Here is a 21,178-nt window from a genome sequence, read left to right as displayed (position 1 = left end):
TTCTAGCGGATATCTCTCAATTTAAGTTGAAGACTTACGGAGCCATTCCATTCATTCTCGTCCAAGGAAAATACCGCATCGAAGCGTTTTTTGTTCTTAACTACATTCAATTTATGTCCTAAATTGAACCCAATGCCCCCTATGGCGGATGACCCATTTTGGTAGGCTGAAATTTTCAGATGTTTTTCATCCTCCCCCACACCTTTGGCGTAACCGGTATCCTGTATTCCCTCAGCCATAAAGACCGGAGTCATGTTCCCAGGGCCAAAAGGGGCGAACTGATGAAGTATGCGCATTAACTTTGGGGTAATGTCACTTAATTGTATTCTGGCATCAACACTTATTTCCGGCTGCAACAAGTTACGGTCGATGGTATTGGCAACTACTTCTTCAAATTGCTGTTTAAAAGTTTGGTATTGTTCTTCCAACAAGGTAAGTCCTGCTGCATATTTATGCCCACCAAATTGCTCTATACAATCGGCACATGCTTCCAATGCGTTATATACGTCGAATCCTTTTACCGATCGGGCAGATGCCGCCAGCTTGTCTCCGCTTTTGGTAAAGACCAGTGTGGGTCGGTAATGCGTTTCGGTCAATCTTGAGGCCACAATACCTATGACCCCTTTATGCCAATGTTCTTTGTAAACCACCGAAGTGAACCGTTCCTTTTCATTGTTATCCTCTATTTGCTGCAAAGCCTCATCGGTAATCTCTTGATCCAAATTTTTTCGTTCTGCATTGAAAACTTCTATTTCTTTAGCTAAACTTTGCGCAGATTTTAGATTCTGTTCAATAAGGAGGTTTACCGCATGCTCCGCATGTTTCATTCTCCCTGCCGCATTGATTCGTGGGGCAATGATAAAAACCACATCGGTTACCGTAAGTCTTTTCTTTTTAATTTGATCTATGATTGCTTTAATGCCTGGCCTTGGCTGTGAATTGATCACTTGTAGCCCAAAATACGTCAATATCCTATTTTCACCTGTAATCGGCACAATATCCGCAGCTATTGCCGTAGCTACCAAATCAAGATAGGCAATCAAGTCTTCTGTTCCTTTTCCCCATTTAGTGCTCAGGGCTTGTATTAATTTGAACCCGACACCGCAACCACAAAGTTCTTTGTAGGGATACGTGCAATCGTCCTGTTTGGGATCCAACACAGCTGCAGCATCAGGCAGGGTATCTCCTGGTCTATGGTGGTCACAAATAATGAAGTCGATGCTCTTTTCTTTAGCGTAGTTCACTTGTTCTACTGCCTTTATGCCACAATCCAGAGCGATAATCAAGGAAAAATCGTTATCTGATGCAAAATCGATACCTTTCAATGAAATCCCGTAACCCTCAGTATATCTATCTGGAATATAAGTGGCCACATTGGGGTAACTTTCTCTTAAAAATGAGGCAAGTAAGGCCACCGCGGTGGTACCGTCCACATCGTAGTCGCCATACACCAGAACATTCTCTCCGTTGGCCATGGCAACTTCTATTCGGTCTACAGCCTTTTGCATGTCCTTCATCAAAAAAGGGTCATGCAAGTGGGTCAATTCTGGTCTGAAAAATCGTTTGGCCTCATCATAGTTTGTTATGCCCCTTTGAAGCAATAGATGGGCAATCAAGGGTTCCACTTTTAATTCTTCCGAAAGTCTTTTGATAGCTTCTGGTGCTGGTATGGGTTTAATGGTCCAACGCATAGAAATTTACTTTGTTTTTGGGACTATTGCCTCAAATTTTTTGATTAGGGAAAATGTAATAAAAATATGGGCCAGATAGTAGGTAGGAGTGATAAGAAAATCGGTCATATGATAATCCACGAATTCTTTAAAAGCTATGATGGTATCCGAGAAGATAATAAGGACTATGCCAAAAATATAGCCCCACTTGGAAATTGGATTCCCCTCCATTCCCATTGCGGCCCCCAATGAAAAACATGAGATGAGCAAATACACCAGAGAGGCAATCATTAAGGACACATCGGTAAAAGTGGGATAGAGCACCAAAAAGAAAAACACCAGATACGCAGCCAACAAAACGCCTGTGAAAATTCCTTGGATCCGTCCGTTGAACAGGGCATAAAGCAAGTACCCCACATGAGCCAAAAAGAACAAGGCGATTCCTTTAACAAACATAAGGCTGTCCCCATGCATATGGGACAAAAACCAATCTCCGATAATGGAAAACAAAAAAGCTCCAAGAATCATCCAAGTGTCCTTGGTATTTTGCTTTAGCTGTACGTTGAGAATCAGTATAATGACAATCCCCATAGCAGCCGTGCCGGATTTAAAAACAAATTTTTCAGTAGTTACGCCTAAAATTGCAAGGATGACCGAAAGCATCAACAACACGTATAACCCATTCTTTTTTAGCCACATTTTGCTTGATTTTTTAATGTTGTTAGTCCAAAACATAGGTCTTGTCAAGAAAACCTACATTACCAAAAATGAACTAGGGGTTATGGTATTCTGTATGCCATTTACTTGTGATGATACAAGATTTCAATGTTCAAATTGGCAAATTTTCTGAACATCTCCATGACACCACAGTATTTTTCCACGGATAAGTCCACCGCCTTTTGCAGCTTTTCCTCCTTTAGGTTAGAGCCGTAAAAATGATACTCAATGGTAACGGCATCATAATATTTTGGATGTTCATCGGTTAGGTTCGCGATGGTTTCTATTTGAAAATCATCTACATCCAATTTCATTTTCTTTATTAGAGAGGCCACATCCAAGCCAGAGCAGCCAGCGAGTGCAGAAAGCATCAACGCCTTGGGTCGTAAACCAGAGCCCTTTCCTCCGTCATCCGGCGATGCGTCAATTCGCAAAGTATGGTTTGATGGATTCGTACTCTCGAAGGTCATTTCGCCCAACCACTTGGTGGTCACATGATTCGTATTTGCCATAATTTTTGTTTCTTGTGAAGGCTAAAAATACAATAAAATAGACCCACAATGGCATTAGTAAAACCCCTTGACCCGAATCATGATATTGAGACCAAAAAATTGGCAGAATTCTTCAATGAGACCTTGGGTTTTTGTCCCAATTCGGTATTGACCATGCAGCACCGCCCGGCTATTTCCAAGGCATTCATTAACCTGAACAAGGCAGTAATGGCAAACGAGGGCCGGGTTACTTCAGCCCTTAAAAGAATGATCGCCTGGGTAAGCAGCAACGCAACAGGCTGCCGGTATTGCCAAGCACATGCCATTCGTGCCGCAGAGCGCTACGGCGCCGAGCAAGAACAGTTGGACAATATTTGGGAGTACCGAACACATCCTGCTTTTTCAGAGGCAGAGCGTGCCGCTTTGGATTTTTCATTGGCTGCTTCCCAAATACCCAATGCCGTAAATGTCGAAATAAAAGAACGCCTTTACCAACATTGGAACGAAGGTGAAATTGTGGAAATGCTAGGGGTTATCGCTTTGTTTGGATATCTCAACCGTTGGAACGACTCCATGGGCACCTCCATTGAGGATGGCGCTGTGGAAAGTGCCGAACAGTATTTGGGCAAAACCGGATGGGAAAAAGGGAAGCATGATGGGAGTCGCTATTAGACCAATTAAGATTTCTTGATTTACATCAACTTTTGTCTTTGGTCAATGCTTGAACTTTGTCGTAATCAAAAAACGAACAGTCATGTCAAGTTTAGTCGTTACTCCCGAAAATCAAATTCAAAGACTAAATTCCATTCTTGTCAGGGTTGAGCATCTTCAAAAGCTCGATTTCCAGACTTTGACCACTCCACCGGGGCCAAAATCATGGAACATTGTTGAGGTATTGACACATTTGAACATTGCCTATGGATTATACAGGCCCAAATTTGATGAGGTTCTTGAAAACACTCCCAATATCCAAAAGGAATCCAATACATTCAAGGTAAGTGCTTGGCAAAGAATGATCATCAACATGCAACGACCCAAGGGAACTGTGCGAAAATGGAAAATGAAGACCCTAAAACGTTTTGAACCTTTGTTGGACACCGAAACGATGAACGAAGGAAAGGTTACAGCAACTTTTGTGCACTTTTTTGATTCGCACTTGCATCTAAAGGATTGTATTCTTAAAAGCAGGAGGAAAGATGTCTCCAAACGAAAAATCTCTTCTGCCATAGGCCCCATTGTCAAGTTTTATCTACCAGAGGCTTTTGAATTTTTGCTTTGCCATTTGGAGCGGCACATGGTCCAGATTGATGAAATCCTAAAAAAGCAAGCGGTGGTATCGTAAACCAAACAGCCCATTTTTTTTCAACGGACATTGTTCTGTATTTTTAGGCAACTTTCTCTTTTCAAATCCAATGGACGACGAGCAGTATCAAAAATTAAAAGCGTTCTTTCCCAACATCTCCTTTACTGAAAAAGAGGAAAGCCATTTTAGGTCGCTTTGGTCAATTCGTAGTTTTAGTCAATATGATTTGATTACCGAGGCAGGTAGTATTGAACGTTATTTCTATTTTGTGCTGGAAGGGGTTCAGGCCATTTACGTGCTAAATGAGAAAGGAGAAAAAGTTGTCCTTGGATTTTCCTATTCGGGGAGTCCTTCGGGCGTATTCGACTCCTTTATTGGACAACAGCCTTCCCAAACTTTTTTAGAAGCACTGAAGCCTTCTAAAATGCTGGCCATTACCCAAACAGATTATTTGTCCCTTTTTGAAAAGCATTCTGGCTTTTATGTTTGGGGGCATGATTTTTTTCAAAATATTTTATTCGGTCGCCTTAGCCGCGAAGTGGAGTTGTTGACGCTTGCTGCGGAACAGCGGTATAAGGCGTTTATGCAACGTTGCCCAGATGAGTTAAAGGTAATTCCCCAAAAATATTTAGCTTCCTATCTGAACATGAAGCCAGAGACCTTTAGTCGTTTACGTCGGTCAGTTGACTATTAAGGGTTAAGGTGCTGAGATATTTGTTCTTTAAATATTGGCAAAACCTCTTCTTCGAACCAAGGGTTTTTCCGTAACCAAAATCGGTTTCTGGGTGATGGGTGGGGCAAAACAAAGTACCCTGGCAAGTACGTATCATAATTTTTGACTGTTTCCGTCAAATTTCTTTTTCTCTTGCTTTTTAGATAATAGCGCTGGGAATATTGCCCAATTAAAAGTGTCATCTTTAAATTGGGCAATTGGTTCAAAAGAATTTGGTGCCATTGCGGAGCACATTCGGGCCTTGGGGGCAAATCGCCCGATTTTCCTTTACCGGGATAGCAAAACCCCATCGGCATCTGGGCAATCTTTGTCTCATCGTAGAAAACCTCGTCCGAAACGCCCAGCCATTTCCTTAGTTGCTTCCCACTCTGATCATCCCAAGGAATTCCAGTTTGGTGCACTTTTGTTCCCGGAGCATGGCCAATAATCAAGATTTTGGCCTTTGGGTCAGCTGCAACAATGGGTCTTGGGCCCAAGGGCAAATGTTGGGAGCAAATGGTACAATTTCTTATTTGTGAAAGAAGTCCCTTCATACCGTTGATTAATCCTTGAAAGTAATGAGAAATACCCCAACAAAATAAAATTGCCAGGGTATTTCAACACACAATCAATCAGGAGAAATTCAATTGTAAGTCTTCCTTAGTTTTTCCCAATTCATATTGGCTTTGTTAACAAGTCCACCATGATTGTTTTCGGCCAACCAAAGCTGTTGTGCATCCAACTCTAAATTATAGAGGTACAAAAAGTACTTTCCGTCCTTTACAATGAACTTATTGGGGTCTGGCCTAAACTTTGCGCCAGCGTAAACTCCAAAGGCACAGTACCCGCCATATTGTGGCAAATATTTGCTCGGATTTTTGTCAAACTTCTTTTTTTGCTCAGCACTGGTGAAGTAATAAATCACCTTGTGGTGTTCCGACTTGTGGTCTTTGATTCCCCTCTGGGCAATTCCCAAATCAAGGTATGATACGGGACTGTATCCTTGCAGGGCAATGTTACTGTTGTCGATGTTGTTTGCTTTCTTATCTTGTGAAAAAGCTGTACCTGCAGTCATTACTGCTATGATCAAAATTGATATGTTTTTAATTATTTTCATTTTTTAAGTTTTTAATTACTACTATTATTTGCTTGCGCTCAACGAAACCACCAAAAATACCACGGTGGCATTTACCCAATAATACATGGCATCGATACCCGAAAAACCAAATACAGAAGGAACGATCATAAAGGTCACGGCCACCACTAAATCTATGGCCAAATGACCTTGGAACGGAATCAACCGGTATACACTCAATTTGTAATCTGTCAACAAGCTAGCGGCGAAAACGGCCAATCCGGTAAAAAAGGAAAACCAAAGGGCCATACTGGAGGACTCGCCCAAGTTCAACAGAAACGGAGCAATAACAAGGCCCAATCCGGCCGAATAATCAGCCACTCCATGTAGTGTGGGTGTAATAAACCTTAATTTCATTTTTCCGTTTTAAGCGTTAAAGTATTCTTCATGGATTACTTGGCCTTGATTGTTCCAAATCCTTCGAATAATCTCATGCCAATACACTTTACTGTCTTCCTTCATCAAAAAATCGAATGTAAATTCTGATGCGGAGACATTACCGTCAACCAAGGTTCTGTGCAGCGAAATGCCATTAACTTTGGCAATGGCGTCTGTAAAACCTTTCATTTTTTCCACCATTTGGGCTTTTCCCGTGGTGGTCACATTATTGTAGTCTGAAGTATTTGCCTCTTGGGCAAAGTACTTTTCGACAGCGTCTACTATTGCACCTTGTACAACCATGCTGTCCATTTCTGTAGCTAGGGTTCTAATATCCATTTGCTATGTTTTTACTGATTAAACAATATTTCACTTTGTAATTACACTGCAAATTTCTGATTGCTCAGGGAGCTATTTGATACAAAAAAGGAGCATTTGCTTGCACTTTTCTTAACGAAATTCTGATGGGTTCATCCCAGTTTGGTGTTTGAAAAATGTAGAAAAGTGATTGGGCTCTTCAAACCCAAGCTGTATGGAGATTTCTTTGATGGGAATATCCTCTACTAAAAGTTTTTTTGAGGTGTTGATTATTTCATTTCTTATCAATCGGCCTAGGGATTCGTTCATTTTTTCCCTTGTCTTTTTTGCTAAGGCCTTAACAGAAAGGTTCATTTTGTCTGCATAAAACCCTAAGTGTCTTTGATGCATATGATGTTCCCGCAACAGCTGGGTTATGTCCTCAATAAACGAGTCCTTGCGGTCATAATCAAAATTTTCCCTGAACTGCGTGGGGCTGTATCCGGTTCGTTTTTTGAAAACCCTGTTGAAGTAAGCCGGGTCCCTAAAGCCCATGTCGTATGAAACTTCTTGAATACTTTTATCGGTAAAGACCACCTCTTTTTTACTCTCAACCAATCGTTTGTCGTCCAACATTGTTTTTAGGGTAACACCAACCTTGTCCTTAATAAGGGAATGTGCCTGATAGCCATTTTCCTGGAACAAAGCTGCCATGTCTTGATTGGTCAAATGGTTTGGATACTCTTTATCAATCACCTCCTTTATGTCGAAAATAATCTGGTACTCATCTTTACTTGCATTGAATGGGTTTTGCCAGAACCATTGTTTTAAAGACACATCTATGATTTCTTTGATATCTTCCTCAAAAACTGTCTCAGAAAAGTATTTTTCACAGTCCGAACATTCATTGAAATTTATATATCCTAAAGAAATCAGGTGTTTGAACAAAACCCTTACATCTTGGTTTTCAAAAATCTCTTTATTGGGAAATTCTATTGTGCGGACTACAAAATCGTTCGACAGAAACTTGATGTACTGCCCTTTTTCTAAGTAGATGGCCTTATCCATCCAATTGGTATAGTTCCTAAAATCTATCTGGATGCTTCCTGTTCCGGTAAGAATATGAAACAGCGTATATCTGTTGACAAAATAGACCTTATTTATTTCTGGGCTGAACTTCTTGACCATTATTGGGTTTCAATTGTTCCCGTTTGGTCGTAAAAATTTGGTTTGGCTAACGGACTATTTCTTGCCGCCCACTACAATCACAAACTCACCTTTGGGTGTGTTTTGTGTGAAATGTACCAAAACCTCAACCATAGTTCCTCGAATCGTTTCCTCATACAGCTTGGTCAATTCCCGGGAAACGGATACCGGCCTGTCTTCTCCAAAATACTCCACAAATTGGGTCAATGTTTTGACCAGCTTATGAGGAGATTCATAAAAAACCAAGGTCCTTGTTTCTTCAGCCAATTGCTGTAATCGGGTCTGGCGTCCCTTTTTTAAGGGCAAAAACCCTTCAAAGACGAAACGGTCATTGGGCAGACCACTGTTCACCAGTGCGGGTACAAAAGCCGTGGCTCCTGGTAGACATTCTACTTGAATGCCATTTTCGACACAGGCTCTGGTCAACAAAAATCCAGGGTCAGAAATTGCAGGAGTGCCTGCATCGGAAATGAGTGCTATCTCCAACTCTCCCTTTAGTTTTTGAATCAAACCATCCAATTGCCTGTGCTCATTGTGCATATGGTGGCTTTGTAACGGTGTGTCTATATCAAAATGTTTGAGCAGTTTTCCGCTGGTTCGGGTATCCTCGGCCAAAATCAAATCAACATCTTTAAGAACCCGAATAGCCCTGAGTGTAATGTCTTCAAGATTTCCAATTGGTGTTGGCACCAGATACAACTTTCCCATAAGCCAAAGTTACATCTTACATCATAATAAAGAATTCGAAAGCAACTTTCTAGGCGAACCTACGGGATATTAAGGCCAATAGACGGGTTTCGTAGGTTTCTTTGCCTTCCCAGTTGTTGTACTCAGGCTTTACCATATTGTTGATAAAAGCAATCGAGCGTTCTTCGGTATCGATTGTATTCAATTGGGACACTACACGGTTATAGTCTTCCGTGCTCTGATTGAATAAGTGCTGTACAAATGCCAATTTGTCGTTGAGGCCTATTTGGAGGTCTTTTGCAAAACTGTCATTGATGGACTTTGATTTTGCATTGTTTTCTTCTGGTGCAAGATTGTCCTTGTCGTTTTTCATGTAGTCAGGCTTGGCCACAAACTCTGTGAAGATGTGCTCCAAAGCCTTTTCAGTGGGCATTTCGGAGACCATATGTTTTATGGTGTCCATTCCAGGGGTGATGATATCCTCTTCATGGGGATTGCTTTCTGGAACAGCCATGTTGCCGCTCAACACAGCATTGGCCATCTTTTCAAAACGTGAGGCTATCACATTTTTAGATACGTCAACCTCAACGTCGCTCAACTTTTCGTCAATAAACTTGAGCACCGCCAATTTCTCATAGATTTCTTTGGCCTTGTCATAAAGTTCGGTAAGCTCTCTATCCTCCCTAGTAGTGATTATTTCTGTTGATAGTTTTATCAACTCTTCCCTCAATTTCCTAATCATCGCTAAATCTTTATATAAAAATATAACCATTTTACATTTAGTCCTACGAACAAAAGGTTAAATTTTGATTCAAAACCTTGGCAGTTTTTTTTAGTAGCTTTGTGCTTTGCCCAAACCAAGCCAAAAACCTCACAAATTCTGTAATAGTTTCGATATGTTTCTTGAAAACACGGTTAACCCCAAAGAACAGTTCGGATGGATTGAAGTCATCTGCGGTTCCATGTTTTCTGGAAAAACCGAGGAGCTTATCCGAAGGTTGAAACGCGCACAGTTTGCCAAACAAAAGGTTGAGATTTTCAAACCTATTGTCGACACTAGGTTCCGTGAGGATATGGTGGTCTCCCACGACGCCAACGAAATTCGTTCCACCCCTGTGCCTGCTGCGGCCAATATCCGATTGTTGGCCGACGATTGTGATGTGGTGGGAATTGATGAAGCCCAATTTTTTGACGATGAAATTGTCACAGTGTGCAACGATCTTGCCAATCGTGGAGTTCGTGTTGTGGTGGCTGGGTTGGATATGGACTTTAAAGGTAACCCCTTTGGCCCCATGCCAGCACTAATGGCCACAGCAGAATATGTAACCAAGGTGCATGCGGTTTGTACCCGCACGGGAAATTTGGCCAATTACAGTTTTCGAAAGTCCAAGAACAACAATTTGGTGCTTCTTGGAGAAACAGAAGAATATGAACCCCTCAGCAGAGCTGCATTCTACAAGGCCATGCTCAAGGAAAAAATAAGTGAGTTGGATGTAGAGGCAGAAGAAATTCAGGTTAAAAAGAAGACGGCCAATGAGTAGAATTGGTGAAACCACTTTGGAAATAGACTTAAATGCCTTGGCGCATAATTATTCTTACTTAAAATCCATGATATTGCCCGAGACCAAGTTTCTTGCCGTGGTCAAGGCTTTTGCTTATGGCAGCGATATGGTAGCCATAGCCAAAAAATTGGAAAGCCTTGGTGTCGATTATTTTGCTGTGGCCTACGCTAAGGAAGGAGTTTTGCTACGCGATGCGGGAATAGAAAGGCCCATATTGGTGCTGCATCCGCAACCCGCACATTTAGATTGCCTTATTGACCGCTGTTTGGAGCCCAGTTTATATTCCAAAAACATTTTGAATCAATTTCTGAAAACGGCCCAACAAAAAAAACAAGAGGCCTACCCAGTGCATATCAAATTCAATACTGGACTTAACCGATTAGGATTTGGTGAAAATGAGGTGGATTTTATTTTGAAAGAGCTGGAACAAAGGAGCGAAGTCAAGATTAAATCGATTTTTTCCCATTTGGCGGCTTCGGAAGACCCTAGGGAAAAGGAATTCAGCAAAGCACAAATAACATCTTTTGAAAAAATAGCAGAAAGAATAAGTCAAAAACTGAACTACAAAACTCTTCGGCACATCGTTAACACTTCAGGAATAATAAACTATCCAGAAGCCCAGTTTGAAATGGTAAGGAGCGGCATTGGCCTTTACGGTTACGGAAATGATGCTGAAATCGATTCCAAACTAAAGCCGATTGCTACGTTAAAGACTATTATTTCCCAAATTCATCATATAAAACCCAACGAAACCGTTGGGTACAACCGGGCATACAAATCAGACAGGTCAAAAACCACCGCAACGCTGCCACTAGGGCATGCCGATGGTATTGGAAGGCAATATGGCAATGGTAGGGGCTATGTGCTGATTCATGGAAAAAAGGCTCCAATCATTGGCAATGTGTGCATGGATATGATCATGGTTGATATTGATGGAATTGACTGCAAAGAAGGAGATGAAGTTTTGGTTTTTGGACAACAAAATTCTGCGGAAGTTTTTGCCTCAAGTGCTAATACCATTTCCTATGAAATTCTCACAGCCATATCACAACGTGTTAAACGAATCATAACGGGAACATGAATTTTTTAGTTTTTTCTTCCAACCATTGTCTTTTTTATTTAATTTGTTTGCTATTAACCAATACCTTAACTATACATGGGATTTTTAAAAGAGTTTAAAGACTTTGCGATGAAAGGAAACCTGGTGGACATCGCCGTAGGTTTCGTAATGGGTGCCGCGTTTAACAAAGTGGTGTCCTCTTTCACTGGGGGAATAGTATCCCCACTGATCGGCTTATTGTTCAATGCCGATTTCAATGACTTAAAGTATGTAATAAATGAGGGAACCGTGAATGATGCCGGAGAAAAAGTGGGTGAAATAGCCGTGATGTACGGTGAATTTCTCACCAATGTCATCGATTTCTTGATTGTGGCCTTTGTTATGTTCTTAGTTGTAAAGGGCGTAAACAAAATGAAGAAGAAAGAAGAGCCCGCGCCAGAGGCGCCAAAAGGTCCGAGTCAAGAAGAACTCTTGGCAGAAATCCGAGATTTATTGAAGAAATAAAAATCCACTTCCCGCAAACCTGGGAAGACCGCTACACGACAATAACCATAAAACCGTCAATATGCTTAATAACATATTGACGGTTGTTTTATTTATAACAATTTGTTAAATAATGATTACAAACCGAATTAGGCCTTGTTTAAGTCTTTAGCTGGATTACCTTTGTGCTAAGAAACAAAAAACATGAAAGTAGCAGTTGTTGGTGCCACCGGAATGGTCGGCCAAGTTATGTTAAAGGTTTTGGCGGAGCGGAATTTTCCAATTTCTGAACTATTGCTGGTCGCTTCGGAACGTTCAGTTGGCAAGAAGCTCCCGTACTTGGACAAGGAATATACCGTAATTGGTTTAGCCGATGCGATTGCTGCACAACCCGATATCGCCATCTTTTCTGCAGGAGGTGATACTTCTTTGGAATGGGCTCCCAAATTTGCCAAGGTTGGAACAACGGTAATTGACAACTCTTCCGCATGGCGAATGGATCCTACAAAAAAATTAGTGGTTCCAGAAATCAATGCCAATGTGCTTACCGATGAGGATAAAATCATCGCCAATCCCAATTGCTCTACCATTCAGTTGGTAATGGCCCTAAACCCATTGCACAAAAAATATAAAATGAAACGCGTGGTAGTCTCTACCTATCAATCCGTATCGGGAACTGGTGTAAAAGCGGTCGAACAAATGGAAAATGAAGCGGCTGGGAAACGAGGGGAGATGGCCTATCCGTACCCTATCAACAGAAATGCGTTGCCCCATTGTGATGTATTCATGGAGAATGGCTATACCAAAGAAGAGATGAAGCTCGCTCGCGAACCACAAAAAATATTGGACGACCGGACTTTTTCCATTACTGCAACAGCAGTCCGAATTCCTACTTCAGGAGGACACTCCGAATCGGTGAACGTTGAGTTTCAAAATGACTTTGACCTTTCCGAAGTTCGAAAATTACTGAGCGAAACCTCTGGCGTTGTCGTACAGGACAATCCAGACACCAATACCTACCCCATGCCCATTTATGCCCACGGTAAGGATGAGGTTTTTGTGGGCCGTATCCGAAGGGATGAAACCCAACGCAATACCTTGAACATGTGGATTGTTTCCGACAACTTGCGCAAAGGTGCTGCTACCAACGCGGTACAGATTGCGGAATATTTGGTGGAGAACAATCTCGTGTCCTCAACTTCAAAGGCAATTTCCTAAAATAAGTTAAAGCTATCCGACCACATTCGGATTGTTGGTTTTTGTGGTATTTTTATCGGAATCAATCTGAAAAGCATGCAAAAATCTTGTCTATTAGCCGTTATAATTCTGCTGGCGGCTTGTGAAACTGCAACTAAAAGAGAACCCATAATCGTGAACTATCCCACCACCGAAAAAGTTGATTCCGTTGACACCTATTTTGGCACCGAAGTAAAAGATCCTTATCGCTGGCTGGAAGACGATCGAAGCGAAGCGACCGAAGCTTGGGTTAAACAACAAAATACTACCACTTTTGGGTATTTGGAAAAAATTCCTTTTCGAGACGACCTTAAAACCCGACTTGAAAAACTGTGGAACTATGAGAAATTAGGGTCTCCATTTAATGAAGGCGATTACACCTATTTCTACAAGAACAACGGCCTCCAAGATCAGTATGTGGTGTATCGAAAAAAAGAGGGGCAAGAAGAAGAAGTGTTCCTAGATCCGAACACGTTCTCGGAAGATGGCACCACTTCGCTGATGGGTCTCAGCTTTACAAAAGACGGTTCCAAAGCAGCCTACCTTATCTCCGAAGGAGGAAGTGACTGGCGTAAGGGTATCGTCATCAATACTGAATCTATCGAGATTGTGGAGGACACTTTGGTCGATATTAAGTTTAGCGGTATTGCCTGGAAAGGCAACAAAGGTTTTTTCTATTCTAGTTATGACAAACCTGATGGAAGCGAACTGTCGGCCAAAACGGACCGCCACAAATTGTATTATCATAAGTTGGGGACTCCCCAGTCCGAGGACCAAGTTGTTTTTGGTGAACTTCCAGAGCAAAAGCACCGCAATGTGTGGGGCTCGGTATCCGAAGATGAACGGTATCTGTTCATCCAGGCAGCTGTTTCCACATCGGGCAACAAGTTGTTCATGAAAGATTTGTCCCTCCCTGATAGTGAGCTCGTCACGATTTTGGACGATACAGAATCAGACACCTACGTAATTGACAACCAAGTTGACCAATTATTCTTGGTGACCAATTTAAATGCTCCCAACAAAAGGATTGTTACCGTAGATGCCTCCAATCCCACACCCGAAAATTGGAAAGATGTCATTCCAGAAACCGAAAACGTACTAACCGCAGGCACAGGGGGTGGCTATTTCTTTGCAGAATATATGGTTGATGCCTTATCCAAAGTGCTTCAATATGATTATGATGGCAAATTGGTTCGTGAGGTCGAGTTGCCAGGATTAGGCAGCGCCAACGGTTTTGGTGGGAAAAAAGAGGAAAAGGAATTTTATTTTTCGTTTACCAATTACAACACCCCAAGTTCATCCTATAAATACAATGTTGAAACCGGCGAGTATGAACAATATTGGAAACCAGAAATCGATTTCAACCCTGATGATTATGAATCCACACAAGTGTTTTACCCTTCAAAAGATGGTACCAAGGTGCCTATGATCATCACCCATAAAAAGGGATTAGAGCTCAATGGGAAAAATCCGACCATTTTATACGGATACGGTGGATTCAACATCAGTTTGACTCCTTCTTTCAGCATTGTAAACGCTGTGTGGATGGAGCAGGGAGGCATGTATGCTGTGCCCAATCTTAGAGGGGGCGGTGAATATGGAAAAAAATGGCATATAGCGGGAACCAAACTCCAAAAACAAAATGTTTTTGACGATTTCATTGCTGCGGCGGAGTTTTTAATCGCGGAAAAGTATACTTCCAAAGAATATTTGGCCATTCGAGGTGGTTCCAACGGAGGCCTTTTGGTAGGGGCAACCATGACCCAAAGACCCGATTTGATGCAAGTCGCATTGCCTGCTGTCGGTGTTTTGGACATGTTGCGCTACCACACCTTTACCGCAGGTGCAGGTTGGGCCTATGATTATGGAACGTCCGAGGAAAGCGAGGAGATGTTCAACTACCTGAAAGGGTACTCCCCCGTGCACAATGTCAAAGAGGGTGTAGCCTATCCTGCTACGCTTGTTACCACGGGCGATCATGATGACCGCGTGGTTCCTGCCCACAGTTTCAAATTTGCTGCGGAACTGCAAGCAAAGCAGGCTGTAAGCAATCCCACTCTGATTCGAATAGAGACCAAGGCAGGACATGGTGCGGGAACCCCGGTAAGCAAAACCATAGAACAATATGCTGATATTTTTGGATTCACTTTGTTCAATATGGGATTTGACAAACTTCCCAACCAATCAGTTCTAAAAGAATTTAAGGATTGAAAATGAAACTTCATTAATAAACGTTCTCCCCTGACCGTATGGCTCTATTGAAAGTTCGTGTTGACTCTTTTGGCTATGAAAGCCGAAATATTTTACAAAACATTTCTTTTAATGTACCCCGAGGCCAACATTTGGCCATAATGGGCGAAAGCGGTTCCGGAAAGAGCACCCTTTTAAAAATCATTTATGGTCTTTTGCATGTTGAGGAAGGTGACATTTTTTGGGGAAATCAAGAGGTGTTGGGGCCAAATTATAATCTGGTTCCAGGCGAGGGATACATGAAATACCTTTCCCAAGATTTTGATTTAATGCCTTTCACCACCGTTGAGGAAAATATTGCCCAGCATCTTTCGGTATTTGAAAGAGAAACACACCAGCGACGAATAACTGAATTGTTGGACCTCATTGAAATGAAATCATTTGCCAAGGTCAAAGTCAAAAAACTGAGTGGGGGTCAGCAACAACGGGTCGCCTTGGCCCGGGTCCTGGCACAAGAACCAGAAGTTCTTTTATTGGATGAACCTTTTGGTCATATTGACAATTTTAAGAGGAATTCCCTGAGAAGAAATCTTTTTCATCATTTAAAAGAAAAGGGAATCACCATAATAACTGCGAGCCACGACCCAAACGATGTGCTTCCCTTTGCGGATAGAACCCTTATCTTGAAGAATGGTGAAATTGTTGCCAACGAGCAAACCAAGGACTTGTTCGCCAACCCTCCCAACTACTACACGGCATCGTTGTTCGGAGAGGTAAACGAAGTCCCCATTGGGTTATTGAAATCATATGCTGCTATTGAGAAATCCGTTTTGGTCTACCCGCACGAGCTTAAGACTTCGGACACTTCTGGGGTAAAAACGCAGGTGGTTCGGTCCTACTTCAATGGAGGACATTATTTGAACAAAGGTGAAGCGGAAGGAGGAACAATGCTCTACTTCAATACTCCAAATGAGCTGAAGGTCGGCGACACGGTTTTTCTTAATGTATCTTTGGAGACCATCAACCGACGTCTTCAAATTGGAAAGAAAACAAATACTTAAGGAATTATCCTTTAAAGCGTTACGTAGTAGCGGGGCTGGGGGCCAACATGTAAACAAAGTCTCGTCCAAGATAGTCCTCAGCTTTGATATTGCTTCTTCCCAAGGGCTTTCCAGTAAAGAAAAGGAGCGAATTCAGTTAAAACTTGGCTCTAGAATAACCCAAGATGGCGTTATTATATTACAGTGCGAAGAATCCCGAAGTCAGCACAAAAACAAAAGTCTGGTAACAGGTCGTTTTTTTGAGTTATTGAAGAAAGCTTTAGAGGTTCCCAAAAAGCGTAAACGTACTAAGCCTTCGAAGTCTGCAGTTGAAAAGCGGTTGAAAGTCAAAAAGTTGAAAGCACAAAAAAAAACCAGCCGAAAAAGACCGTCTTTGGAATAGCAATCAATGGATATCTAAAACTGTATAGGTTATTCCATTGAAAAGAACACTATCGCCTTTCTTTTTGCCCATTAAAGCCCTGGCAATCGGTGCGTGGGTTGAAACGCAAAAGACTTTTGAGCCATCTTCTTGAAATACATCGCATGAAATAGCTAAAAAGTAGTAGGCAGTGTCCGTTTGTACCAAGCTTCCTAAATGGGCCGCGTCAGTATTCTGCATTATATTGACCCGTCGGAGCATATTTCTTGCTTTTTCAAGCTCCAACAGTTGGCGTGACAGTTTTTCCATTTCCAATTGCACCATCGCCCTTCCTGTTTCGTGTTTATCCCCTGCACTGCTCTTTGTTTCCGAAGTCAAAGACTCTCTAAGCTGTTCCATCTGTCCATGAACCGTTTTCTCTCTATTTTCCAGAAATTGCTTGCAATGGTCCAAGAGTGCTTGCTTGTTCATAACAAATCGGCCAGTTCTTTGCCTACCAAACTTCCCAAGGCAATACCCATACCTCCCAGTCGCACTCCGCAATAAATGGATGGGGATACTTGCCTAACAATCGGGCTTTTTTGATTGCCAACTCCCATTATTCCGCTCCAACGGCGTTCTATTTCCACTTCTTTGTTTGGAAAAATTATCGTTTTGAGCATTTTTTCAAGCTCTTCTTGAATACGTTGTGTTTGGCCAAATTCTGTGGTCTTCTCACCCTCAAAATCAAGATTTCTGCCTCCCCCTAAAAGAATACGATTATCAATATTTCTAAAATAATAGAAGCCTTCATCCAAGTGAAACGTTCCTTTGATCTGCAAATTTTTAATCGGTTTTGTAATGAGTACTTGTGCCCTAGCCGGGTTCACTTTGGTGGTCTTTAACAGTTTTTCTGCGAAACCATTGGTTGTTATAATCACTTGTTTAGAGTCAAACGCAAAATTTGAGGTTCTTACCGTGGCCTTCTTCCCCAAATCCACCACTTCGTCCACTTGCATTCCGTTTAAGATGGAAATCCCAGCTCTTGAGCACTTTTGAAGCAGGGCCTGCATCATCTTTCCAGTGTCCAATTGCCCTTCAAATAGATGAGTGATGTAGTGGTTCTTGATGTGGCCAAACTTGAATTTATTGGGCTGCACAACAAAGGGTTCATTTTTAAAGACGGACGCCAGCATTTGGTTCACTTCGTACATTTTGTCCAAACATGCTTCGTGAAGCTCGGTGGCTCCCTCCAAAAAAAGTTCATGTCCCCCATTCTGTTCAAAGCCAATAGCTTTGTCCCCTAAATTTTTCCGAAGCAGTTGTATTCCAGACCAACGTTTTGTGACCAATTGCACAACCTCTTCTTCTGAATGTGTTTTTAGGTCAGAGAGCAGTTCAGAAATACTGCCAAAACAGGCAAAACCTGCATTTTTGGTGCTGGCTCCTTGAGGCAGACTTCCCCTTTCCAGCATCAAGACTTTGCTCTTAGGGTATTTGTCCTTCAATTGAAGGGCACAACTTAAGCCCACAATACCACTGCCAACAATGGTGAAATCCACATTGGTCAACCAGGTTTTGTATTCCCAATAGCTTAGTTCCATAAAATAAAAGCCCCGATAAATACGGGGCCTTTGTTAATCTTGATATTTAGGATCCATCTTGAATCCCTCCATAAATTTGGTGGTGTAATTTCCAGCCAAATAATCTGGATGGTCCATGAGTTGCCTATGGAAAGGTATGGTGGTTTTTATTCCTTCTATCACAAATTCGTCAAGAGCCCTTCGCATCTTATTGATGGCCTCTTCCCTTGTTTGCGCCGTGGTTATCAGCTTTGCAATCATGGAATCGTAGTTGGGAGGTATTGTGTATCCACTATAAACGTGGGTGTCCAAACGTACGCCATGTCCTCCTGGGGTGTGAAGCGTTGTAATTCTGCCTGGAGAGGGCCTAAAGTCGTTATAGGGGTCCTCGGCATTGATTCTACATTCAATAGAGTGCAGTTTTGGCAAATAGTTTTTTCCTGATATTGGAACCCCTCCAGCTACTAAAATCTGTTCCCGTATCAAGTCGTAATCCACCACCTGTTCCGTGATGGGATGTTCCACTTGAATACGGGTGTTCATCTCCATGAAATAGAAATTTCGGTGTTTGTCCACCAAAAATTCCACAGTTCCTGCTCCTTCGTACTTGATGAACTCGGCAGCTTTTACTGCAGCTTTCCCCATAGCTTCCCGTAGGGAATCGGTCATGAAAGGTGATGGGGTTTCTTCCGTAAGTTTTTGATGTCGTCTTTGTACCGAGCAATCCCGCTCTGATAAATGACAGGCTTTGCCGTATTGGTCCCCAACTACCTGAATTTCTATGTGTCGTGGTTCTTCAATCAATTTTTCCATGTACATGCCGCCATTGCCAAAAGCAGCCGTTGCCTCTTTCACCGCACTTTCAAAATTTTTCTCCATCTCATCTTCCGACCAAATGGCGCGCATCCCCTTTCCGCCGCCACCCGCTGTAGCTTTGATCATCACGGGATAGCCCATTTTTTTGGCTTCTCTTTTGGCGTGTTCCACGTCATCCAAAAGGCCTTCAGACCCTGGAACAGTGGGCACTCCCGCCTTTTTCATGGTTTCCTTGGCGGTAGCCTTGTCCCCCATTTTTTCAATCTGTTCCTCTGAAGCGCCAATGAACTTTATCTTATGCTCAGCGCAGATTTTTGAGAACTTCGCATTTTCAGAAAGGAATCCGTAACCGGGATGAATTGCGTCTGCATTTGTGATTTCTGCCGCAGCTATGATATTTGGAATTTTCAGGTAGGATTCGTTGCTCGGGGCCGGTCCAATACATACCGCTTCATCTGCAAATCGAACATGGAGACTTTCCTCGTCGGCTTTTGAGTAAACGGCCACCGTTTTAATCCCCATTTCTTTGCAGGTGCGTATAATTCTAAGGGCTATCTCCCCCCTGTTTGCAATTAATATTTTTTTAAACATAACACCTCTGGATTTCAAATCTCATTTCTGTCCATTTAGACAAGAAATCGAAATTTGGAATTATGATTTTTATGATGGGTCAACCAAGAACAAGGGCTGATCGAACTCTACGGGAGAGGAATCCTCAACCAATACCTTGACAATTTTTCCGGAAACTTCGGACTCGATGTCGTTGAACAGCTTCATGGCCTCAATTACACAAAGCACATCTCCTTCACCAATGGTGCTGCCTACCTCAACAAAAGGAGGTTTGTCCGGTGATGGTTTTCTATAAAAGGTTCCAATTATTGGCGATTTAATGGTGATGTATTTGGAATCGTCATCGGTCTTTGCCGCATCTGAAGTTGTGGGAGCAGCCTGCTCAGTTTGCGTTTGTGCTGGAGCTGGTGCCGCTGGTGCTTGTGCCATCGGGATTTGTTGCACAATTGTGGTTTCAGGAGTGTTGGAAATGTTTCCTGTTCTGATGGTGATTTTAATATCCTCCATCTCAAGCTTCACTTCACTGGCTCCTGATTTGGCAACAAACCTGATCAAACTTTGAATTTCCTTAATATCCATGGAATATGATTTAGTTAGTTTCGTTATTTAGAATTGTAGGCCCATTTCAAATAAATGGCTCCCCAAGTAAAGCCACCACCGAAAGCGGCAAAAATTAAATTATCTCCTTTTTTCAATTGTTTCTCATAATCACTCAGCAACAAAGGTAAAGTGGCCGAGGTCGTATTACCGTATCGGTCTATATTGATCATTACCTTTTCGGGTTCCAACCCCATTCTTTTGGCCGTAGCATCAATAATTCTTTTATTGGCCTGATGAGGCACCAACCATTGCACATCTTCCTGGGTAAGATTGTTGCGCTCCATTACCAAAGCTGAGACATCTGCCATATTGGAAACAGCAAACTTAAAGACCGATTTTCCATCCTGAAACACATAGTGTTGTTTGTTTTTGACGGTTTCTTCGGATGCTGGCAACATAGAGCCCCCGGCCTCAATTTTAAGAAACTGTCTGCCAACGCCATCCGTCCTCAAGTATTCATCCTGAAGCCCCAATCCCTCTTCGTTTGGCTCAAATAACACCGCTCCTGCACCATCACCAAAAATAATACACGTGGTACGATCGGTATAATCAATAATGGAAGACATCTTGTCCGCACCGATGAGCAGTATCTTTTTATATCTACCAGATTCAATGTAACTCGCTGCTGTGGACATTCCATACAAAAAACTGGAACAAGCCGCTTGAAGATCGTACGAAAAAGCGTTTACCGCACCAATTTCTGAAGCTACATACGCCGCAGTCGCTGCTACAGGAAGATCGGGAGTGGCGGTCGCTACCAGAACAAAATCAATCTCCGCAGGGTCAACCCCACTTTTTTTTATCAAATCTTCGGCTGCTTTTATGGCCAAATAAGATGTTCCTTCACCCTCTTTTTTTAGTATTCTACGTTCCTTTATTCCGGTGCGGGTGGTAATCCACTCATCATTGGTGTCTACCATGGTTTCCAGTACTTTGTTGGACAGCACAAAATCTGGAACGTAGCTCCCCACAGCTGTAATCGCTGCCGTTGTTTTTTTCATAAGAGTGTCTTTTTTTGTCAAAAACTTTAAAATTTGACCCAAAAGCGGTGAAAATTAGTCATTTTATATGACTTTTTTAT

The 21,178-nt window shown here is 42.2% G+C and carries 25 protein-coding genes; 10 read left to right on the top strand and 15 right to left on the bottom strand.

Annotated features, from left to right (window positions below; all coding sequences use genetic code 11):
* Nucleotides 1-2: 2 nt before the first annotated feature.
* The 3 genes from recJ to GTQ34_RS07670 form a co-directional block, all read right to left on the bottom strand.
* A complete protein-coding gene (recJ, locus tag GTQ34_RS07680; RefSeq protein ID WP_166523188.1) occupies nt 3-1,691 on the bottom strand; it encodes a single-stranded-DNA-specific exonuclease RecJ in 1,689 nt (562 codons plus the stop codon).
* A 6-nt stretch (nt 1,692-1,697) separates the two neighbouring features.
* Nucleotides 1,698-2,369: a lysoplasmalogenase gene (locus GTQ34_RS07675; RefSeq protein WP_166523187.1), complete on the bottom strand. Its 672-nt coding sequence runs from the start codon at nt 2,367-2,369 to the stop codon at nt 1,698-1,700.
* Between the two features lie 101 nt (nt 2,370-2,470).
* A complete protein-coding gene (locus GTQ34_RS07670; RefSeq protein ID WP_166523186.1) occupies nt 2,471-2,899 on the bottom strand; it encodes an OsmC family protein in 429 nt (142 codons plus the stop codon).
* 48 nt (nt 2,900-2,947) lie between these two features.
* Between GTQ34_RS07670 and GTQ34_RS07665 the strand changes: the two genes are divergently transcribed.
* The 3 genes from GTQ34_RS07665 to GTQ34_RS07655 all read left to right on the top strand — a co-directional run bounded on the left by GTQ34_RS07665 (nt 2,948) and on the right by GTQ34_RS07655 (nt 4,875).
* Nucleotides 2,948-3,550 carry a carboxymuconolactone decarboxylase family protein gene (locus GTQ34_RS07665; RefSeq protein WP_166523185.1) on the top strand — a complete coding sequence of 201 codons (603 nt, stop codon included), beginning with the start codon at nt 2,948-2,950 and terminating at the stop codon, nt 3,548-3,550.
* An 82-nt stretch (nt 3,551-3,632) separates the two neighbouring features.
* Entirely contained in the window at nt 3,633-4,220 is a 588-nt protein-coding gene (locus tag GTQ34_RS07660) for a hypothetical protein (RefSeq protein WP_166523184.1), read from the top strand.
* 70 nt (nt 4,221-4,290) lie between these two features.
* Entirely contained in the window at nt 4,291-4,875 is a 585-nt protein-coding gene (locus GTQ34_RS07655; RefSeq protein WP_166523183.1) for a Crp/Fnr family transcriptional regulator, read from the top strand.
* Here GTQ34_RS07655 and GTQ34_RS07650 read toward each other — a convergent pair.
* From GTQ34_RS07650 to GTQ34_RS07620, 7 genes are all read right to left on the bottom strand, one after another.
* On the bottom strand, nt 4,872-5,447 hold the full coding sequence (locus tag GTQ34_RS07650) for a uracil-DNA glycosylase family protein (RefSeq protein ID WP_166523182.1): 576 nt from the start codon (nt 5,445-5,447) through the stop codon (nt 4,872-4,874). The two genes, GTQ34_RS07655 and GTQ34_RS07650, sit on opposite strands and share 4 nt — an antisense overlap.
* Nucleotides 5,448-5,536: 89 nt before the next feature.
* A complete protein-coding gene (locus GTQ34_RS07645) occupies nt 5,537-6,010 on the bottom strand; it encodes a YHS domain-containing (seleno)protein (protein ID WP_166523181.1) in 474 nt (157 codons plus the stop codon).
* Between the two features lie 24 nt (nt 6,011-6,034).
* A complete protein-coding gene (locus GTQ34_RS07640; protein WP_166523180.1) occupies nt 6,035-6,385 on the bottom strand; it encodes an SPW repeat domain-containing protein in 351 nt (116 codons plus the stop codon).
* Between the two features lie 9 nt (nt 6,386-6,394).
* The gene (locus GTQ34_RS07635; protein ID WP_166523179.1) at nt 6,395-6,745 is read right to left on the bottom strand and encodes a hypothetical protein; all 351 of its coding nucleotides are present in this window, start codon (nt 6,743-6,745) and stop codon (nt 6,395-6,397) included.
* A gap of 111 nt (nt 6,746-6,856) precedes the next feature.
* Entirely contained in the window at nt 6,857-7,891 is a 1,035-nt protein-coding gene (locus GTQ34_RS07630) for a helix-turn-helix transcriptional regulator (RefSeq protein WP_166523178.1), read from the bottom strand.
* A 54-nt stretch (nt 7,892-7,945) separates the two neighbouring features.
* On the bottom strand, nt 7,946-8,617 hold the full coding sequence (gene rsmI / locus GTQ34_RS07625) for a 16S rRNA (cytidine(1402)-2'-O)-methyltransferase (RefSeq protein ID WP_166523177.1): 672 nt from the start codon (nt 8,615-8,617) through the stop codon (nt 7,946-7,948).
* A gap of 49 nt (nt 8,618-8,666) precedes the next feature.
* Nucleotides 8,667-9,338 carry a hypothetical protein gene (locus GTQ34_RS07620; protein ID WP_166523176.1) on the bottom strand — a complete coding sequence of 224 codons (672 nt, stop codon included), beginning with the start codon at nt 9,336-9,338 and terminating at the stop codon, nt 8,667-8,669.
* 154 nt (nt 9,339-9,492) lie between these two features.
* Between GTQ34_RS07620 and GTQ34_RS07615 the strand changes: the two genes are divergently transcribed.
* From GTQ34_RS07615 to arfB, 7 genes are all read left to right on the top strand, one after another.
* The gene (locus GTQ34_RS07615) at nt 9,493-10,137 is read left to right on the top strand and encodes a thymidine kinase (protein ID WP_166523175.1); all 645 of its coding nucleotides are present in this window, start codon (nt 9,493-9,495) and stop codon (nt 10,135-10,137) included.
* Nucleotides 10,130-11,239, top strand: coding sequence for an alanine racemase (gene alr, locus GTQ34_RS07610; RefSeq protein WP_166523174.1), 1,110 nt, complete (start codon nt 10,130-10,132; stop codon nt 11,237-11,239). The genes GTQ34_RS07615 and alr overlap by 8 nt, the downstream gene beginning before the upstream one ends.
* Nucleotides 11,240-11,314: 75 nt before the next feature.
* Nucleotides 11,315-11,722, top strand: coding sequence for a large-conductance mechanosensitive channel protein MscL (gene mscL / locus GTQ34_RS07605; RefSeq protein ID WP_166523173.1), 408 nt, complete (start codon nt 11,315-11,317; stop codon nt 11,720-11,722).
* Between the two features lie 183 nt (nt 11,723-11,905).
* Complete coding sequence (locus GTQ34_RS07600; protein WP_166523172.1) at nt 11,906-12,919, top strand: aspartate-semialdehyde dehydrogenase; 1,014 nt, start codon at nt 11,906-11,908, stop codon at nt 12,917-12,919.
* 75 nt (nt 12,920-12,994) lie between these two features.
* Nucleotides 12,995-15,148, top strand: coding sequence for a prolyl oligopeptidase family serine peptidase (locus GTQ34_RS07595; RefSeq protein WP_208103861.1), 2,154 nt, complete (start codon nt 12,995-12,997; stop codon nt 15,146-15,148).
* Nucleotides 15,149-15,186: 38 nt separating this feature from the next.
* Nucleotides 15,187-16,188: an ABC transporter ATP-binding protein gene (locus GTQ34_RS07590; protein WP_166523171.1), complete on the top strand. Its 1,002-nt coding sequence runs from the start codon at nt 15,187-15,189 to the stop codon at nt 16,186-16,188.
* On the top strand, nt 16,166-16,570 hold the full coding sequence (gene arfB, locus GTQ34_RS07585; RefSeq protein WP_166523170.1) for an alternative ribosome rescue aminoacyl-tRNA hydrolase ArfB: 405 nt from the start codon (nt 16,166-16,168) through the stop codon (nt 16,568-16,570). Before GTQ34_RS07590 ends, arfB begins: the two co-directional genes overlap by 23 nt.
* A 3-nt stretch (nt 16,571-16,573) precedes the next feature.
* On the opposite strand, the gene GTQ34_RS07580 is transcribed toward arfB, so the two are convergent.
* The 5 genes from GTQ34_RS07580 to GTQ34_RS07560 all read right to left on the bottom strand — a co-directional run bounded on the left by GTQ34_RS07580 (nt 16,574) and on the right by GTQ34_RS07560 (nt 21,098).
* Nucleotides 16,574-17,020: a GreA/GreB family elongation factor gene (locus GTQ34_RS07580; protein ID WP_166523169.1), complete on the bottom strand. Its 447-nt coding sequence runs from the start codon at nt 17,018-17,020 to the stop codon at nt 16,574-16,576.
* On the bottom strand, nt 17,017-18,132 hold the full coding sequence (locus GTQ34_RS07575; protein WP_166523168.1) for an NAD(P)/FAD-dependent oxidoreductase: 1,116 nt from the start codon (nt 18,130-18,132) through the stop codon (nt 17,017-17,019). Before GTQ34_RS07575 ends, GTQ34_RS07580 begins: the two co-directional genes overlap by 4 nt.
* A 33-nt stretch (nt 18,133-18,165) precedes the next feature.
* Complete coding sequence (accC, locus tag GTQ34_RS07570; RefSeq protein ID WP_166523167.1) at nt 18,166-19,518, bottom strand: acetyl-CoA carboxylase biotin carboxylase subunit; 1,353 nt, start codon at nt 19,516-19,518, stop codon at nt 18,166-18,168.
* Nucleotides 19,519-19,587: 69 nt separating this feature from the next.
* The gene (gene accB / locus GTQ34_RS07565) at nt 19,588-20,076 is read right to left on the bottom strand and encodes an acetyl-CoA carboxylase biotin carboxyl carrier protein (RefSeq protein WP_166523166.1); all 489 of its coding nucleotides are present in this window, start codon (nt 20,074-20,076) and stop codon (nt 19,588-19,590) included.
* Between the two features lie 23 nt (nt 20,077-20,099).
* Nucleotides 20,100-21,098, bottom strand: coding sequence for a beta-ketoacyl-ACP synthase III (locus GTQ34_RS07560; protein WP_166523165.1), 999 nt, complete (start codon nt 21,096-21,098; stop codon nt 20,100-20,102).
* Nucleotides 21,099-21,178 lie beyond the last annotated feature (80 nt).

Origin of the sequence: Flagellimonas ochracea (assembly GCF_009903685.1) — a bacterium.
Classification (GTDB): domain Bacteria; phylum Bacteroidota; class Bacteroidia; order Flavobacteriales; family Flavobacteriaceae; genus Flagellimonas; species Flagellimonas ochracea.
This window is presented reverse-complemented; position numbering and strand designations above follow the sequence as displayed.

Excerpts from the sequence above, each read along its gene's own strand:
- mscL (WP_166523173.1), top strand. The coding sequence starts at position 11,315 with ATGGGATTTTTAAAAGAGTTTAAAGACTTTGCGATGAAAGGAAACCTG.
- GTQ34_RS07635 (WP_166523179.1), bottom strand. The coding sequence starts at position 6,745 with ATGGATATTAGAACCCTAGCTACAGAAATGGACAGCATGGTTGTACAA.
- alr (WP_166523174.1), top strand. The coding sequence starts at position 10,130 with ATGAGTAGAATTGGTGAAACCACTTTGGAAATAGACTTAAATGCCTTG.
- GTQ34_RS07580 (WP_166523169.1), bottom strand. The coding sequence starts at position 17,020 with ATGAACAAGCAAGCACTCTTGGACCATTGCAAGCAATTTCTGGAAAAT.
- GTQ34_RS07665 (WP_166523185.1), top strand. The coding sequence starts at position 2,948 with ATGGCATTAGTAAAACCCCTTGACCCGAATCATGATATTGAGACCAAA.
- rsmI (WP_166523177.1), bottom strand. The coding sequence starts at position 8,617 with ATGGGAAAGTTGTATCTGGTGCCAACACCAATTGGAAATCTTGAAGAC.
- GTQ34_RS07640 (WP_166523180.1), bottom strand. The coding sequence starts at position 6,385 with ATGAAATTAAGGTTTATTACACCCACACTACATGGAGTGGCTGATTAT.
- GTQ34_RS07590 (WP_166523171.1), top strand. The coding sequence starts at position 15,187 with ATGGCTCTATTGAAAGTTCGTGTTGACTCTTTTGGCTATGAAAGCCGA.
- GTQ34_RS07650 (WP_166523182.1), bottom strand. The coding sequence starts at position 5,447 with ATGAAGGGACTTCTTTCACAAATAAGAAATTGTACCATTTGCTCCCAA.
- GTQ34_RS07655 (WP_166523183.1), top strand. The coding sequence starts at position 4,291 with ATGGACGACGAGCAGTATCAAAAATTAAAAGCGTTCTTTCCCAACATC.
- recJ (WP_166523188.1), bottom strand. The coding sequence starts at position 1,691 with ATGCGTTGGACCATTAAACCCATACCAGCACCAGAAGCTATCAAAAGA.
- GTQ34_RS07560 (WP_166523165.1), bottom strand. The coding sequence starts at position 21,098 with ATGAAAAAAACAACGGCAGCGATTACAGCTGTGGGGAGCTACGTTCCA.
- accB (WP_166523166.1), bottom strand. The coding sequence starts at position 20,076 with ATGGATATTAAGGAAATTCAAAGTTTGATCAGGTTTGTTGCCAAATCA.
- GTQ34_RS07620 (WP_166523176.1), bottom strand. The coding sequence starts at position 9,338 with ATGATTAGGAAATTGAGGGAAGAGTTGATAAAACTATCAACAGAAATA.
- GTQ34_RS07575 (WP_166523168.1), bottom strand. The coding sequence starts at position 18,132 with ATGGAACTAAGCTATTGGGAATACAAAACCTGGTTGACCAATGTGGAT.
- accC (WP_166523167.1), bottom strand. The coding sequence starts at position 19,518 with ATGTTTAAAAAAATATTAATTGCAAACAGGGGGGAGATAGCCCTTAGA.
- GTQ34_RS07600 (WP_166523172.1), top strand. The coding sequence starts at position 11,906 with ATGAAAGTAGCAGTTGTTGGTGCCACCGGAATGGTCGGCCAAGTTATG.
- GTQ34_RS07660 (WP_166523184.1), top strand. The coding sequence starts at position 3,633 with ATGTCAAGTTTAGTCGTTACTCCCGAAAATCAAATTCAAAGACTAAAT.
- GTQ34_RS07630 (WP_166523178.1), bottom strand. The coding sequence starts at position 7,891 with ATGGTCAAGAAGTTCAGCCCAGAAATAAATAAGGTCTATTTTGTCAAC.
- GTQ34_RS07675 (WP_166523187.1), bottom strand. The coding sequence starts at position 2,369 with ATGTGGCTAAAAAAGAATGGGTTATACGTGTTGTTGATGCTTTCGGTC.
- GTQ34_RS07645 (WP_166523181.1), bottom strand. The coding sequence starts at position 6,010 with ATGAAAATAATTAAAAACATATCAATTTTGATCATAGCAGTAATGACT.
- GTQ34_RS07615 (WP_166523175.1), top strand. The coding sequence starts at position 9,493 with ATGTTTCTTGAAAACACGGTTAACCCCAAAGAACAGTTCGGATGGATT.
- GTQ34_RS07670 (WP_166523186.1), bottom strand. The coding sequence starts at position 2,899 with ATGGCAAATACGAATCATGTGACCACCAAGTGGTTGGGCGAAATGACC.
- GTQ34_RS07595 (WP_208103861.1), top strand. The coding sequence starts at position 12,995 with ATGCAAAAATCTTGTCTATTAGCCGTTATAATTCTGCTGGCGGCTTGT.